Origin of the sequence: Pseudomonas sp. ACM7 (assembly GCF_004136015.1) — a bacterium.
Taxonomy (GTDB): domain Bacteria; phylum Pseudomonadota; class Gammaproteobacteria; order Pseudomonadales; family Pseudomonadaceae; genus Aquipseudomonas; species Aquipseudomonas frigoris.
In genome coordinates this window covers 4,175,812-4,189,208 of the sequence record NZ_CP024866.1, presented here as the reverse complement: position 1 = coordinate 4,189,208, position 13,397 = coordinate 4,175,812, and the positions used below count along the sequence as shown (strand labels likewise).

Annotated in this window: 15 protein-coding genes; 9 read left to right on the top strand and 6 right to left on the bottom strand. The window is 59.4% G+C overall.

From position 1 onward, the window contains the following. Positions 1-280: 280 nt before the first annotated feature. Positions 281-532, top strand: coding sequence for a DUF6124 family protein (locus CUN63_RS19875; protein ID WP_129441790.1), 252 nt, complete (start codon positions 281-283; stop codon positions 530-532). Between the two features lie 109 nt (positions 533-641). On the opposite strand, the gene CUN63_RS19870 is transcribed toward CUN63_RS19875, so the two are convergent. Beyond that, on the bottom strand, positions 642-1,562 hold the full coding sequence (locus CUN63_RS19870; RefSeq protein WP_129441788.1) for a LysR family transcriptional regulator: 921 nt from the start codon (positions 1,560-1,562) through the stop codon (positions 642-644). Between the two features lie 105 nt (positions 1,563-1,667). Here CUN63_RS19870 and CUN63_RS19865 point away from each other — a divergent pair, with 105 nt between their 5' ends. The 3 genes from CUN63_RS19865 (at position 1,668) to CUN63_RS19855 (ending at position 4,809) form a co-directional block, all read left to right on the top strand. Further along, entirely contained in the window at positions 1,668-2,267 is a 600-nt protein-coding gene (locus CUN63_RS19865; RefSeq protein WP_129441786.1) for a short chain dehydrogenase, read from the top strand. A 180-nt stretch (positions 2,268-2,447) separates the two neighbouring features. Next, complete coding sequence (locus CUN63_RS19860; protein WP_129441784.1) at positions 2,448-3,101, top strand: COG3650 family protein; 654 nt, start codon at positions 2,448-2,450, stop codon at positions 3,099-3,101. 94 nt (positions 3,102-3,195) lie between these two features. Further along, complete coding sequence (locus CUN63_RS19855) at positions 3,196-4,809, top strand: NAD(P)/FAD-dependent oxidoreductase (RefSeq protein ID WP_123366886.1); 1,614 nt, start codon at positions 3,196-3,198, stop codon at positions 4,807-4,809. Between the two features lie 134 nt (positions 4,810-4,943). Here the strand turns inward: CUN63_RS19855 and CUN63_RS19850 are convergent, their stop codons facing one another. After that, positions 4,944-6,038, bottom strand: a complete 1,095-nt coding sequence (locus tag CUN63_RS19850) for a PLP-dependent cysteine synthase family protein (RefSeq protein WP_129441782.1) — start codon at positions 6,036-6,038, stop codon at positions 4,944-4,946. Between the two features lie 236 nt (positions 6,039-6,274). Here CUN63_RS19850 and nhaA point away from each other — a divergent pair, with 236 nt between their 5' ends. The 4 genes from nhaA to CUN63_RS19830 all read left to right on the top strand — a co-directional run bounded on the left by nhaA (position 6,275) and on the right by CUN63_RS19830 (position 9,347). Then, positions 6,275-7,462, top strand: coding sequence for a Na+/H+ antiporter NhaA (nhaA, locus tag CUN63_RS19845; protein WP_129441781.1), 1,188 nt, complete (start codon positions 6,275-6,277; stop codon positions 7,460-7,462). Positions 7,463-7,583: 121 nt separating this feature from the next. Then, on the top strand, positions 7,584-8,807 hold the full coding sequence (locus CUN63_RS19840; RefSeq protein WP_129441779.1) for a colicin E3/pyocin S6 family cytotoxin: 1,224 nt from the start codon (positions 7,584-7,586) through the stop codon (positions 8,805-8,807). A gap of 7 nt (positions 8,808-8,814) precedes the next feature. Next, on the top strand, positions 8,815-9,069 hold the full coding sequence (locus CUN63_RS19835; protein ID WP_129441777.1) for a colicin E3-like toxin immunity protein: 255 nt from the start codon (positions 8,815-8,817) through the stop codon (positions 9,067-9,069). A 53-nt stretch (positions 9,070-9,122) separates the two neighbouring features. Further along, a complete protein-coding gene (locus CUN63_RS19830) occupies positions 9,123-9,347 on the top strand; it encodes a hypothetical protein (protein ID WP_129441775.1) in 225 nt (74 codons plus the stop codon). Between the two features lie 126 nt (positions 9,348-9,473). Here CUN63_RS19830 and CUN63_RS19825 read toward each other — a convergent pair whose 3' ends face one another. Continuing rightward, the gene (locus tag CUN63_RS19825) at positions 9,474-9,938 is read right to left on the bottom strand and encodes a glycine zipper 2TM domain-containing protein (RefSeq protein ID WP_017336812.1); all 465 of its coding nucleotides are present in this window, start codon (positions 9,936-9,938) and stop codon (positions 9,474-9,476) included. Between the two features lie 169 nt (positions 9,939-10,107). On the opposite strand from CUN63_RS19825, the gene CUN63_RS19820 reads away from it, so the two are divergent. Continuing rightward, on the top strand, positions 10,108-10,344 hold the full coding sequence (locus tag CUN63_RS19820; protein ID WP_129441773.1) for a hypothetical protein: 237 nt from the start codon (positions 10,108-10,110) through the stop codon (positions 10,342-10,344). Positions 10,345-10,349: 5 nt separating this feature from the next. On the opposite strand, the gene pdxH is transcribed toward CUN63_RS19820, so the two are convergent. The 3 genes from pdxH to CUN63_RS19805 form a co-directional block, all read right to left on the bottom strand. Beyond that, positions 10,350-10,997 (bottom strand): pyridoxamine 5'-phosphate oxidase, encoded by a 648-nt coding sequence (gene pdxH, locus CUN63_RS19815; protein WP_129441771.1) that lies wholly within the window; start codon positions 10,995-10,997, stop codon positions 10,350-10,352. Between the two features lie 24 nt (positions 10,998-11,021). Further along, entirely contained in the window at positions 11,022-12,137 is a 1,116-nt protein-coding gene (locus tag CUN63_RS19810) for an OmpA family protein (protein ID WP_129441769.1), read from the bottom strand. A gap of 113 nt (positions 12,138-12,250) precedes the next feature. Next, positions 12,251-13,396, bottom strand: coding sequence for a serine hydrolase domain-containing protein (locus tag CUN63_RS19805; protein ID WP_129441767.1), 1,146 nt, complete (start codon positions 13,394-13,396; stop codon positions 12,251-12,253). Between the last annotated feature and the right edge of the window lies 1 nt (position 13,397).

The following is a 13,397-nucleotide window of genomic DNA, read 5'->3' as shown; positions in this document are numbered from 1 at the left end:
CTACGCCAGAATCCGCCGGCTTGTGCGCCTGGGGACCGGCCTCTATCGTTTCCCTGCCACTGCCCATCAGTGGTCGGGTTTAGTCGCTCGGTTGTTTTGCACAGAAACGCATAAGCGCCAAAAAGTCAGGTATCCCTTTCCTGCACTTGATGGCGGCTGTGTGCAGGGCGCCTTCGGGCGCGCCGAGTTTCTGTGCTCATCGGTCGACTAACCTGCATACAGCTGCCACCCATTCGTTTAGTCGCGAACCGGGCGTAGCCCTTACAGCGAGCACAAACCTATGTTCAAGAACTCACCCAACCCCCCACACAATCCCAGCCCGATGTTTGTCGTCGCGCCCGGTATCGATGTGCAAACCCTGCTGGGCCATGCCTGCGAATCACTAGCGTCGGCGAGTGTGATGGCCAGCAATTTCGCCGCTTTCCTGGAGGGTTCGCACCGCAACATGCTGCTCGGTATCCAGCAAAGCATCATGCTGGGCGAGCTGGCGGTGAATCGGGCGCTGGATCAAATCGACCCGCAAGATTCCTGACAACGAAGATCCAATGTGGGAGCGAGCTTGCTCGCGATGACTATTTCACATTCAACAGTGATGTTGACTGACTCACCGCTATCGCGAGCAAGCTCGCTCCCACAGGGATCTATGTGGTGTGCTGGAGCCGATCCAGCGCTTCACCGCTGCGCTTGAACCAACCAATCAAGTAATCCGCCAACACCTGCGTGCGCTTCGGCAAACCGCCCTGATACGGGTGAACCAGGTACATTGGCATGCGGCGGGTCTGATAGTCACGCAGGAGCCAGCGCAAACGTCCGTCAGCCAATTCCGATTGCAGCAGGTAGGACGGCAACCGCGCAATGCCGGCGCCGGCCAGTGCCGCTTTCTTCAGCAGGCTGTAATGGTTGCTGGCGAACGGTCCCGATACGCGAACCCGCAACAACTCGTGTTGCTGGTGATAGAGCCACTCTTCGCGGCCGCTGTAATGACTGTTGAGCAGACAGCGATGATCAGCGAGTGCTTGAGGCGTCAACGGTTCGCCGTATTGCTCAAGGTAAGCCGGGCTGGCGCAGGTCATTTCGTGCCAGGCTAATAGCGGCCGGGCCACCAGGCGCTCGTCATTGCCCACCTCGGAGCGAACCGCGAGATCAAACCCGTCGCGGGACAAATCACGGTAGCTGTTGCTCAGGTCTAGCTCGATCTGCACCTCGGGGTACTTGCCGGAAAACTCCAGCAACAAGCCATCGAAGAAGGTTTCCCCCAGCGATACCGGAACCGTCATACGCACCGGCCCGGCCATGTCGTCCTTCAGCCGCGCCAATGCCTGACGCGCTCTCTCGACCTGGACCACAAGCGCTTGAGCCTGAGGCAACAGCGCCGCACCCGCAGCGGTCAGGCTCAAACGGCGAGTGGTGCGTTGCAGCAGCACCACTGAAAAACGCGATTCCAGTTGGCTGATGCGCTTGGATAGCTGCCCCTTGCTGCACCCCAATTGCTGCGCCGCCAAGGTAAAACTCCCCGCTTCGATCAACACCGCAAACGCTGCCAGATCATCCATTTCGCTCATGGATTGTTTCCATTTGAAAACCAAAGGTTGCCTATTAGCGCGCTTATCAATGGAAAAAACCACTCTAGACTTCAACCTCGTTTAACCACTTCGAGGAACAACACGATGAAAATTCTTTTGATAGGCGCAGGCGGCACCATTGGTTCGGCGGTCGACAAGGAGCTGTCCGAGCGCCACGAGATCATCCGCATCGGCCGCAACAGCGGTGATTTCCATGTGGATATCAGCGACAGCGCTTCGATTCGCAAGCTGTTCGAGCAAACCGGCAAGTTCGATGCACTGGTCTGCGCTGCCGGCAACGTGACCTTCGCACCCCTCGGTGAAATGACCGAAGAAAGCTTCGCCCTGGGCCTGAAAGACAAGCTGATGGGCCAGGTCAACCTGCTGCTGATCGGTCGCGAATTCGCCAATGACGGCGCCTCGTTCACCTTCACCACCGGGGTGCTCAGCCACGACCCGATTCGCAGCGGTGCCTCGGCAGCGCTGGTCAACGGTGCGCTGGACAGCTTCGTGCGTGCAGCGGCCATCGAACTGCCTCGCGGTCTGCGCGTCAATTCGGTGAGCCCTAACGTACTGGTCGAGGCCATGGGCAAATACGCGCCGTATTTCCGCGGCTACAAACCGGTTCCGGCAGCGGATGTGGCTCTGGCCTACGCCAAAAGTGTGGAAGGCCTGCAAACAGGTCAGACCTTCCACGTCGGCTAAACAGCCAGAATCAAAAGATCGCAGGCTTCGCCAGCTCCTACAAAAGGCTCGGCGTACGCCCCGTAGGAGCTGCCGCAGGCTGCGATCTTTTGATCTTGATTTCAGGAAAGCGAGGACATGCAGGGTTGTGATGAACGGTCAGGCTGAGTAACGTGGCGGCACTTGTCTGGAGACTCAAAGATGCGTGTTGCCCGTTCCTTAGTCCTTGTTGCCCTGCTTCCGTTGTTCGCCGCTTGCCAGTTGCTCGATGGCCCGCGTGAAAGTGCCTCCCACGTGGGCCAGACCCGTATGCAGGGCCAGTTGACGGCGGCGGACGGCAAGTTGCAGTTCCAACCGTGCAATGAACAACGCAGTTACGTGGTCAATGACACCGGCGGCACCAGCGTCCTGCAAGAGGCCGCGACCCTGGCCGATGCCCAGGGCAAGCTGTTCGCCGACGTGCGCGGGCGAATCGTCGACAGCCGCCTCGATCTTGCGCAGCTGTACCGCGTCGAGCGCTCGGGCACCGCGTGCAACGATCCGAATTTCAAATTGCTTATCCTGCGCGCCGCCGGCCATGGGCCTGAGTGGAACGTGAAAGTCAGCGGCAAAGGCATGGTCATCGAACGCGCCGGTCAGCCGCCATTGGCCGTTCCCTACGTTGAAGAGCAACTGGGCGATGGCCGCTTCAACCTCAGCACCGAAGCCAATAACCAGCACATCGAATTGTGGGTTGCACCGCAACGTTGCGTCGACAGCACCACCGGCAGTGTCCAGCACATGAGCGCCGAACTGCGCGTCGACGGCCAGGTTCAGCGTGGTTGCGGGTATTTCGGCGGATCGCGTAACGACTGATCGTTTTAGCCTCACGGGAATCATTCTTTGAGGCTTATAATCGCGGGCTTCACCGCCTTGGCGCAGTTGTGCGCCCCGCGAACCGGATCCTGTCATGTTACGAATCACCGAACTCAAGCTGCCGATCGACCATCCCGAAGAAGACCTGCGCCCTGCCATCGTGCAGCGCCTGGGCATCACCAGTGATGACCTGCTCGACTTCACCTTGTTCAAGCGCAGCTACGATGCGCGCAAAAAGTCCTCCGAACTGTGCTTCATCTACACCATCGACCTCAACGTTCGCGATGAGGCGGCGGTGCTGCACACGTTCGCCGATGACCGTAACGTCAACGTGGCGCCGGATGTCAGCTACAAAGTGGTCGGCCAGGCGCCGGCTGATCTTGAGCAACGTCCTGTCGTCGTGGGTTTCGGTCCGTGCGGGATTTTCGCCGGGCTGCTGCTCGCGCAAATGGGCTTCAAGCCGATCATCCTCGAGCGCGGCACCGAAGTGCGTCAGCGCACCAAGGACACTTGGGGTCTGTGGCGTAAAAGCGTGCTTAACCCGGAATCCAACGTGCAGTTCGGTGAAGGTGGCGCGGGGACGTTCTCTGACGGCAAGCTCTACAGCCAGATCAAGGACCCGAAATTCATCGGTCGCAAAGTCCTGCACGAGTTCGTCAAAGCGGGTGCGCCGGAAGAAATTCTCTACGTCAGCAAACCGCACATCGGTACGTTCCGTCTGACCGGTGTTGTGGAAAACATGCGTGAGCAGATTCGTGCGCTGGGTGGCGAAGTGCGCTTCCAGCAGCGGGTGACCGATGTGTTGATCGAGGATGGCCAACTGGTCGGCGTCGAGCTCAATGGCGGCGAGCAGATCCATTCGAAACACGTGATTCTGGCCCTCGGTCACAGCGCCCGGGACACCTTCCGTATGCTGCATGGCCGTGGTGTGTTCATGGAAGCCAAGCCGTTCTCGGTGGGTTTCCGCATCGAACACCCGCAGTCGCTGATCGACCGCGCACGCTTGGGCAAGTACGCCGGCCACCCGAAACTCGGGGCTGCCGACTACAAACTGGTGCACCACGCCAGCAACGGACGTTCGGTCTACAGCTTCTGCATGTGCCCGGGCGGCACCGTGGTGGCGGCGACGTCCGAGCCGGGCCGCGTGGTCACCAACGGCATGAGCCAGTACTCGCGTAACGAGCGCAACGCCAACTCCGGGATCGTCGTCGGGATCACCCCGGAAGTCGATTATCCGGGCGGCCCGCTGGCAGGTATCGAGTTGCAGGAACGCCTGGAATCCCACGCCTTTGTGCTGGGCGGCAGCAACTACGAAGCGCCGGCGCAACTGGTCGGCGACTTCATTGCCGGCAAGCCGTCCACCGAGTTGGGTAGCGTAGAACCGTCTTACAAACCGGGGGTTGCCTTGGGTGACTTGGCGCTGGCCTTGCCGGCGTTTGCCATCGAAGCCATTCGCGAAGCCTTGCCAGCGTTCGAGAAGCAGATTCGCGGATACTCGCTGCACGACGCGGTGTTGACCGGGATCGAGACACGTACGTCATCGCCGCTGCGGATTACCCGTGACGAGTCGATGCAAAGCCTGAACGTGAAAGGCTTGTTCCCGGCGGGTGAAGGCGCGGGTTATGCGGGCGGGATTCTGTCGGCGGGTGTCGATGGGATTCGGATTGCAGAAGCTGTGGCCCGCGACATCCTCGGCCTCGAAGCCTGATACGCAATCAATGAAACAAAGCAGAACCTGTGGGAGCGGGCTTGCTCGCGAAAGTGGTGGATCAGTCAACATCTTCGTTGAATGTTAAACCGTATTCGCGAGCAAGCCCGCTCCCACATTTGCTCTGCGGTGGATCAGATATTGGCGCGCAACACGCTGGCCGGCAGCGGCTCGCCGCGCTCGACACTCCCCGCCACGGCATCCATCAAACCACTCAACTCATACCCCTGGACCTTGAGCCAAGCCTGATCGTAATAGGTCGTGGCATAACGCTCGCCGCCATCACACAGTATCGCCACGATGGACCCCGACTCCCCCGCCGCCGCCATCTGCTGGGCCGCCATCAAGGCGCCGATCAGGTTGGTCCCGCTCGACCCGCCGACCCGACGTCCCAAACGCTGCGCCAGGTAATGCATGGCTGCTAGAGACAATGCGTCCGGCACCTTGACCATCGCATCGATCACTTTGGGCAGGAACGACGCTTCCACCCGAGGCCGGCCAATGCCTTCAATCCGCGAACCGCAATCCAGGCGCAGACTCGCGTCGCCGGTCTGGTAGTAATCGAAGAACACCGAGCGCTCGGCATCGGCGCAGAGCACGCGGGTGCAATGTTGGCGGTAACGCACGTAACGGCCCAGCGTCGCGGTGGTGCCGCCGGTGCCGGGGCTGGAGATCAGCCAGCTCGGCTCGGGGTGCAGTTCGAAGCGCATTTGCTGGAAGATCGACTCGGCGATGTTGTTGTTCGCCCGCCAATCGGTAGCGCGCTCAGCATAGGTGAACTGGTCGATGAAATGCCCATCGTGTTCGCGGGCCAGGCGCTCGGATTCGGCGTAGATCTGCGTCGGATCATCGACCAGATGACTCTTGCCGCCGTAGAAAGCGATCTGCGCGATCTTCTCCTTGGAGGTGGTCGCCGGCATCACCGCAATGAACGGCAAGCCCAGCAAACTGGCGAAGTACGCCTCGGAAATCGCCGTCGAACCGCTGGACGCTTCAATCACCGGCGCACCGGGTTTGAGCCAGCCGTTACACAGCGCATACAGAAACAGCGAGCGCGCCAAACGGTGCTTCAGACTGCCGGTGGGATGACTGGACTCATCCTTGAAATACAACTCGATGCCCGGAAAACCCGGCAGCGGCAAGGGAATCAGGTGGGTGTCGGCGCTGCGCTGGAAGTCGGCTTCGATGATCCGGATGGCTTCGCGGGCCCACTGTCGATTGTCGCTCATGGTGTTTTTCTCGTTGAGTCGGCCTTGTTGCAAGGCTCAGATAACAAGCTTAGGAAAAAACCTACATCACGCACAGGTACAGCTGAGGTTCAATACGCCCGGCAACTGCTAGGCTCAGGTCGCCGGTCGTTCACGTTGTAACGGTATATAACAAAAAAGAATATAACTTTTGTTTTAACAACTAACGGTACGGGTTAGTGTGTGCCACCTTTTGAATTCATCGATGGAGAGCGACCTTGCCTCTGCGTAGCACTTTCACGCGTTTCTTCCAGTTGGAAGCTGCCAGCGGACTGTTATTGATCGCCGCTGCTGCTCTGGCTTTGATCATCAACAATTCCCCGCTGTCGTGGCTTTACAGCAGTTTTCTGGACACTCCGGTAGTGGCGCAGGTCGGCGCGTTGCAAATCGCCAAACCGGCGCTGCTGTGGATCAACGACGGCCTGATGGCCCTGTTCTTCCTGCTGATCGGGCTGGAAGTGAAGCGCGAAGTCCTCGACGGCCAACTGTCGAAACCGTCGCAAATCGTCCTGCCCGGCGCGGCGGCGATTGGCGGCATGGTGGTGCCGGCGCTGAGCTACTGGTTTCTGAACCGCGATGACCCGGCAGCCATGGGTGGCTGGGCCATCCCGATGGCCACCGACATCGCCTTCGCCCTCGGCGTACTGGCCCTGCTGGGTAAGCGGGTACCGGTGTCGCTGAAGCTTTTCCTGATGACTTTGGCAATTATTGACGACCTCGGCGCAATCATCGTCATTGCGATCTTCTACTCGGGTACGCTCTCGACCCTTTCGCTGTCTCTGGCCGCGACGTGCATCGTGGCGTTGATCGCGATGAACCGGCTCGGCGTGGTCAAGCTCGGGCCGTACATGATCATCGGTTTGATCCTCTGGGTCTGTGTGCTCAAGAGCGGTGTCCACGCGACACTGGCCGGTGTGACCCTGGCCTTCTGCATTCCCCTGCGCACAAAAAACGCCGAACCCTCGCCGTTGCTTACCCTGGAACACGCTCTGCATCCATGGGTGGCCTACGGCATCCTGCCGCTGTTCGCCTTCGCCAACGCCGGCCTGTCCCTGAGCGGTGTGACCGTCGAAAGCTTCACCCACCACGTGCCGATGGGCATCGCGGTTGGCCTGCTGCTGGGCAAGACCCTCGGCGTGTTCGGCCTGACCTGGCTGGCCGTGAAAATCGGCATCGCCGCCCTGCCCCAAGGCGCCAACTGGGGCCAGGTGCTGGGCGTGGCAATCCTCTGCGGGATCGGTTTCACCATGAGTCTGTTTGTCGGCTCCCTGGCGTTTGAGCCGGGTGTCAGTGAATACGCCGGGATGGATCGGATGGGGATTTTGACCGGTTCGATATTGGCGGCATTGATGGGTTATGCGGTGACGGCGGCAGCGAGTCGCAAGAGCACTGCGTTGCCATCCTGATAATCAGAGACAACTCTTAGAGTCATTGAAGACTCGTCCTACAGCCACGATCAGCCTCGTTCGTTAACGTCGCACAGCCCCTTTTTTGGGGGCTGTCGACGTACGAACGCAAGGAAGATCAGTGGCTGGCAATAAGGACATTCCCCGGGTTCAGAACCCACCGTCAGGCGACGGGCATCACGTCACTCACCGCTTCATGACGGCCACCGAACTGGCCGAGCGGGATGCCAGACAAAACGCTCACGACGCCATGCTCGCGAGACAAGACGCCTTCGAACGGAGTCGTGAGGTTGTAGCGAAAAAGCACGAAGCCGTTCGCGCAGGATGCGTATTCGCCAAGTCCTGCAAGCTTCCCGACGCCATCATCGATTACTCGAATCCTTCGGGGATGGTGCCTACCGACAGCCTCAAGGACTACGGAGAAGTCGCCTGGCTCGGGGCTCGTGAGGTAGACGATGCCGGGCTGCTGAATCTTGAAACCATCAGTGGAAGCACCCTCTCGCTCGGCATTGGCCGCCTTGCACTCAGCGCGCCGGCTCTCGCCGCTCCGGCCTCAGCAGTCGGTGCTGCTGGAGCCACCGTATTGGCCGCAGTGGTTGCAGCGTTCTGGACGCCCAGCTTGGGCGACAGCGCGCTCTACACCGAAGACCAGTTGCGCGCCCTGAAACAGGCCAGAACCCGCGTTCGTCTACAGGTAGAGCAACAAGCTGACGGCAGTCTCAAAGGCTATGGGTTTTACACCGGCAAGAACCGCGATTGGGAAATGGTTGATGTCGTGCAGTTCGCATTACGCGGCAGTCAGCAGGTGGCGGATCTAGGGGATGGCGTTGAGCTGATCTGGACACCGGCTGTGGATGGTTCCGACATCCTCGGGATTCCCGCGCTGGAGGCTGCGCCGCAAGCGCCGCATATTTGGGTTTACCCGCCGACGAAAGCGGCTGACAGCATTATCGTGAACCCGGCGTATCCGCCTGAGTACAAGGATTTCATTCTTGTGTTTCCGTCGGGTTCGGGGGTGTTGCCGGTTTATATTGTGGTGAGCGTTTCTGGAAGAAAACTTCCTAACCCCGATCACGACTATCACTCCGCGCCCGAAACAGAAGAAATTACCGGATTTTCAGGCTTGAGCGAGGCGAAGAAGAAAACCCCACGACAAGGGGGCGGTGGCCTTCGAGAACGTTGGATTGATGCCAAAGGTCGAACCATTTATGAATGGGACTCTTTGCATGGGGAGCTAGAAGCCTATCGTGCAAGCGATGGAAGTCATCTAGGCTCGTTCGATCACAAAACAGGTGAGCAAATAGATCCACCTAAGAAAAACCGCAGCATTAAAAAGTACTTGTGAGGACTCTATGGGACTGAAAGTCAGATTGAACTGGTATGACAAGGAAACGGAAATAGCGGACGGAAAGGAATACTCGGCAGACCTTGGCGATGACGGTTCAATAATCGAAGCATTAGGTTTGATGGCGGAAAGCGAGATATACGACGGAGGATTTGATGTTTTAGCGGCTTGGATTCCTGAGATTCAGCCTCTGTTCAACCATCAAATTGATATTGCCGCTTTTGACTACCAGATTGCGTTTCGTTATCGGAAAGCATGGTGAGAAAGCCAAGTAATTTTTCACCCGATAAATAACTATCCATTGCAGAAAAAGCCATGAAACATCAAATTATGGGAGTTCCGAAAGGAGAAGACTTTCCTTCATTCGAGAAACAGATTCCCATTGCCACCACCGCACTCAGACTCATCATGGGATGGGAGAATGACGAAGACCCGTTACATGATTACCGATTAACCGACCAACAAATCCTCGGTATAGAAAAAGCGTGCGCAATGGAGCTGCCTAAACATCTTGACTTGTTTCTGACTTCACACGACTAACAAAATATCGAAAAACAGTTTTCATCGGACGTCTGTCAGCACCCGAGTCATCCTGAACAATCCCCCAAAAAACAAAAAACCCCGACCAGTCACCTGATCGGGGTTTTCTTTTACCCGTATTCCCGCTTAGTGCGAAACGCGGCTAGTCCCATCAACAGTAGCAATCCGCACCCGCTCGCCAACACGGAACACTTCATTCTCCTGAACCTGTTGCACGTAGGCGCGCATGCTGCCGTCGTCTTCGCGAACGGTGATTTCGACGCCTTGGGCGCGGGTCAGGCCTTCTTCAGTGGCCGAGCCGATCAGGCCGCCAGCGACGGCGCCGATAACCGCAGCAACGATGCTGCCACGACCGCCACCGATAGCGCTGCCGCCAACACCGCCCACCGCCGCACCGGCAAGGCCGCCGATCGGGGTTTTGGTGCCTTCGATTTTGACCGGTCGCAGGGACTCGATAGTGCCCATGCGAACCGTCTGCACGCGACGCGCTTCGTCACGGGAGTAGGAGTCACCGGTCAGACTGGATTGGCAACCAGTGAGCAACATCGCCATCGTGGAAAAAGAAGCAACCAGCAGAACAGACTTACGCATAGCATCAACTCCAAAGGACAGGTATTCATTAAACTCCGCGGCTTGACGCCTGTCACGGCCCTGCCCGGATAAAATTGGTTTGATTCAGGCCCGGTACAGGGCGCTGCCACGAACTTGACACACAGTAGCGGCAAATTCCGTAATCTGCGCCACTGAACCAAGGATTTTCATGGATTACTTCATCATTGTCATCACCACCGTCGCCGGTCTGTACTTCCACGGGTGGTTATACGTGCGGATCAAACGCTGGATGGACCGCGATCTGGCGCTAGCGCTGGCGGGTAAAGACGAGCAGAAAAAGGCGTTCATGCTCCAGCAACTGGCGAACGCTCAAGCGCAGAAGATCAAGCGCCGAGACCTGCCGCAGTGGCTTGAAGCCGCTGCGGCAGGTTATTCCGATCGGTAGACGGCTTAAGGTGCCAGACGTTCAAGAATCCAGTCGGCGCCCTGCAAACGATAGTTGAGGCGATCGTGCAGGCGGCTCGAACGGCCCTGCCAGAACTCGATGCGCTCCGGTAACAAACGATAACCGCCCCAATGCTCAGGGCAATGAGGTTGCGTGTCGCTGAAACGTTGCTCGGTGTTCTTGAGCAGCGCTTCCAGCTCGGCACGATCGGCGATCACCCGGCTCTGGGGCGAAGCCCAGGCACCGAGGCGACTACCCAGCGGCCGGACCTGGAAGTAGGCGTCGGACTCTTCAGGCGTAACCTTCACCACCCGCCCTTCGATGCGCACCTGACGCTCCAGGGCCGGCCAGAAAAAGGTCATGGCCGCGAACGGGTTCGCGGCCAGATGCTGACCCTTGGCGCTGTCGTAGTTGGTGAAGAAGGTGAAACCCTGCTCGTCCAGCCCCTTGAGCAGCAGAATGCGGCAATGCGGCCGACCGTCCTGATCGACGGTGGCCAGGGTCATGGCGTTGGCTTCCACCGGCGCCTGCTCGGTTTTCACCGCGTCGGCGAACCATTGGTGGAACAGCGCGAATGGCTCGGCCGGGGCTTGCGCCTCGGTCAGGCCATCACGGGTGTAGTCGCGACGCATATCAGCCAGGCCCTGGGTCATGGCGCATTCCTTTTAGTTAACGAATCACTTCTTTGTGGCGTCGGCGTCGGGGGCAGCGGCGGTGACTTTTTTCGAGTCGGCAGCGGCTTTGGCCGGAGCAGTCTTTTTCGCCGGAGTCGCGGTTTTAGCTGGCGCCTTCTTGGCGGCGGCTTTCTTGGCCGGGGCCTTTTTCGCGGCGGGTACAGCCGCTTTTTTCGCGGCTGGCGCAGGGGTGACCGGCGTGGCCACTGGCTTGATGTCCTTGGCAGCGACCTGGCTCACTGGCGCCGGCGCCGGCATGTTGTACTTGCTCAGCAACGCGACCATGGTGTTTTGCGGGGTCACCAGCAGTTCGACGCGACGGTTCAAGGCACGGCCTTCATTGCTGTCGTTGGCAGCACGCGGGGCTTCGCCACCCATACCGCGCAGCATCAGGCGATCACGCTGCAAACCGCTGAGGCGGAAAATCGCGGCAACGGCCTGGGCACGCTCCTGGCTCAGTTTCACGTTGGCCGGTGCGGAGCCCGACGTATCACTGTGGCCGAGAACCAGCACGGCAGTTTTCGGATCAACTTCAAGGATTTTCGCGACGCGAGTGAACGGGCCGAGGGTCACCGGCAGCAGCATGGCCGGACGGTCAGGGTTGAACGAGCCTTCTACTGGCGCGGTAACCACCAATACGTTTTCACGGCGCTCGAGTTGCAGGTTGCTGCCCTTGATCGCTTCGCGCAGGCGCGGTTCGTAGTCGTCGAGCCAGGCTTGGGTAACTTTAGGATCAGGCATCGGAACGGCTTTGGCAGTGCTTTGCTCTTTGCCGCCGAACGGCCACCACCATTTGCCACCTGCATCGGCCTCAGCTTTGGCCACAGCGGCAGGTTTGGCTTCAGGTTTTACCTCTGGTTTTACTTCTGGCTTGGCCGGGGTCTTGTCGGCGCTGTCATCGGAGCCGAACGGCCAGTACCAATGGCTGGCGCTTTCAGTCTTGGCCACCGGAGCGGTCGCGGCAGGCTTGAGGGGTGCCGGGGCCGGGGTTTTAGCAGCGACTTTGTCGGAGGAACCGAACGGCCACCAGCTGCCGCCATCCGAGTCATTTTGTGGAGTTTGTGCGCAACCGGTAATAGCGAAGCACAGGGCCAAAGCGAGGGTTTTATTGGAAGACATTGGATATCCACAAAATGAAGTAATGAACTATCAGGCCGGATTGACCCGGATAAACAGACGCTTGGAAATCAAAAAGGCCTTGGGGTTCCGGCCCTGGAACCCCTGAGCGCGTTTTACAGACAAGTGGCCAGTGCTCGCACAAGTTTTTGTGCGCGCGGATCCATCAAGACGTACGGCCCAAGGGTATTTGTCACAAAGCCGAAGGCCACATCGTGTTCCGGATCGGCAAAACCGGTGGAACCGCCCGCACCCGGATGACCGAACGCACGAGGGCCGAGGCCGTAGGTGGCGTTGGGGACGTCCGGTTGATCGAGCATGCAACCCAGGCCGAAACGGGTCCGGGTCAGTAAAGTCTTGTCCTCGCCGAGGCTGTGCTCGCGCGTCATTTCGTCAAGCATTTCGCTTTCCAGCAAGCTGCCATCGAGCAGACCGGCATAGAACCCGGCCAGGCTGCGGGCATTGCCATGGCCATTGGCGGCGGGTTGCTGCATGCGCCGCCACTCGGGTTTGTTGGTGCTGGTCATGATCGACGGAGGGTTAGTGAACGCCCTCGTGGTCATGGCCGTCGGCTCGCGCATCGTCACTTGCAGCAAGCGCTGGGCGGCGGCGTCGCCGACATTGCCCTTGCCACGGGCGATGTGCGCCACGCGATGAAACTCCTGGTCCGCCAAGCCGACGTGAAAATCCAGCCCCAAAGGCTTTGCGACCCGCGCCACGATGGACTCACCCGGCCCACGACCGTCGGCACGACGCAGCAACTCACCGACCAGCCAGCCGTAGGTGATCGCGGCGTAACCGTGACCGACGCCCGGCGTCCACCACGGTTCTTCGGCGGCCAGGGCGTCAACCATGGTTTGCCAGTCGTAAAGGGCTTCCGGGGCCAGCAGCTCACGCAGCGCCGGAAGACCGGCCTGATGGCAGAGCAATTGACGCAGGGTCACGGACTCTTTACCGGCGGCGGCGAACTCGGGCCAGTAGCGGGCAACCGGGGCATCCAGTTGCAGCTTGCCTTCGGCCACCAGTTGCAGGGCGGTGACAGCGGTGAAGGTCTTGGTGCAGGAGAACAGATTGGCGATGGTGTCGCTGTGCCAGGCTTCGGTGCCATCCTTGTCAGCGCTACCGGCCCAAAGGTCGACCACGGTTTCACCGCCAATCTGGATGCACAACGCTGCGCCACGTTCCTGAGGATCGTCGAACAGCGCCGCGAAAGCCTCACGCACCGCTTCGAACTTCAGCTCGTAAAAACCCTGAATCTGCACC

Coding starts and splice junctions, on each gene's coding strand:
- CUN63_RS19835 (WP_129441777.1), top strand. CDS start 8,815: ATGGGACTGAAAGTCAGATTGAACTGGTATGACAAGGAAACGGAAATA.
- CUN63_RS19855 (WP_123366886.1), top strand. CDS start 3,196: ATGTTACGAATCACCGAACTCAAGCTGCCGATCGACCATCCCGAAGAA.
- CUN63_RS19830 (WP_129441775.1), top strand. CDS start 9,123: ATGAAACATCAAATTATGGGAGTTCCGAAAGGAGAAGACTTTCCTTCA.
- CUN63_RS19870 (WP_129441788.1), bottom strand. CDS start 1,562: ATGAGCGAAATGGATGATCTGGCAGCGTTTGCGGTGTTGATCGAAGCG.
- CUN63_RS19875 (WP_129441790.1), top strand. CDS start 281: ATGTTCAAGAACTCACCCAACCCCCCACACAATCCCAGCCCGATGTTT.
- CUN63_RS19865 (WP_129441786.1), top strand. CDS start 1,668: ATGAAAATTCTTTTGATAGGCGCAGGCGGCACCATTGGTTCGGCGGTC.
- pdxH (WP_129441771.1), bottom strand. CDS start 10,997: ATGACCCAGGGCCTGGCTGATATGCGTCGCGACTACACCCGTGATGGC.
- CUN63_RS19810 (WP_129441769.1), bottom strand. CDS start 12,137: ATGTCTTCCAATAAAACCCTCGCTTTGGCCCTGTGCTTCGCTATTACC.
- CUN63_RS19820 (WP_129441773.1), top strand. CDS start 10,108: ATGGATTACTTCATCATTGTCATCACCACCGTCGCCGGTCTGTACTTC.
- CUN63_RS19825 (WP_017336812.1), bottom strand. CDS start 9,938: ATGCGTAAGTCTGTTCTGCTGGTTGCTTCTTTTTCCACGATGGCGATG.
- CUN63_RS19860 (WP_129441784.1), top strand. CDS start 2,448: ATGCGTGTTGCCCGTTCCTTAGTCCTTGTTGCCCTGCTTCCGTTGTTC.
- CUN63_RS19850 (WP_129441782.1), bottom strand. CDS start 6,038: ATGAGCGACAATCGACAGTGGGCCCGCGAAGCCATCCGGATCATCGAA.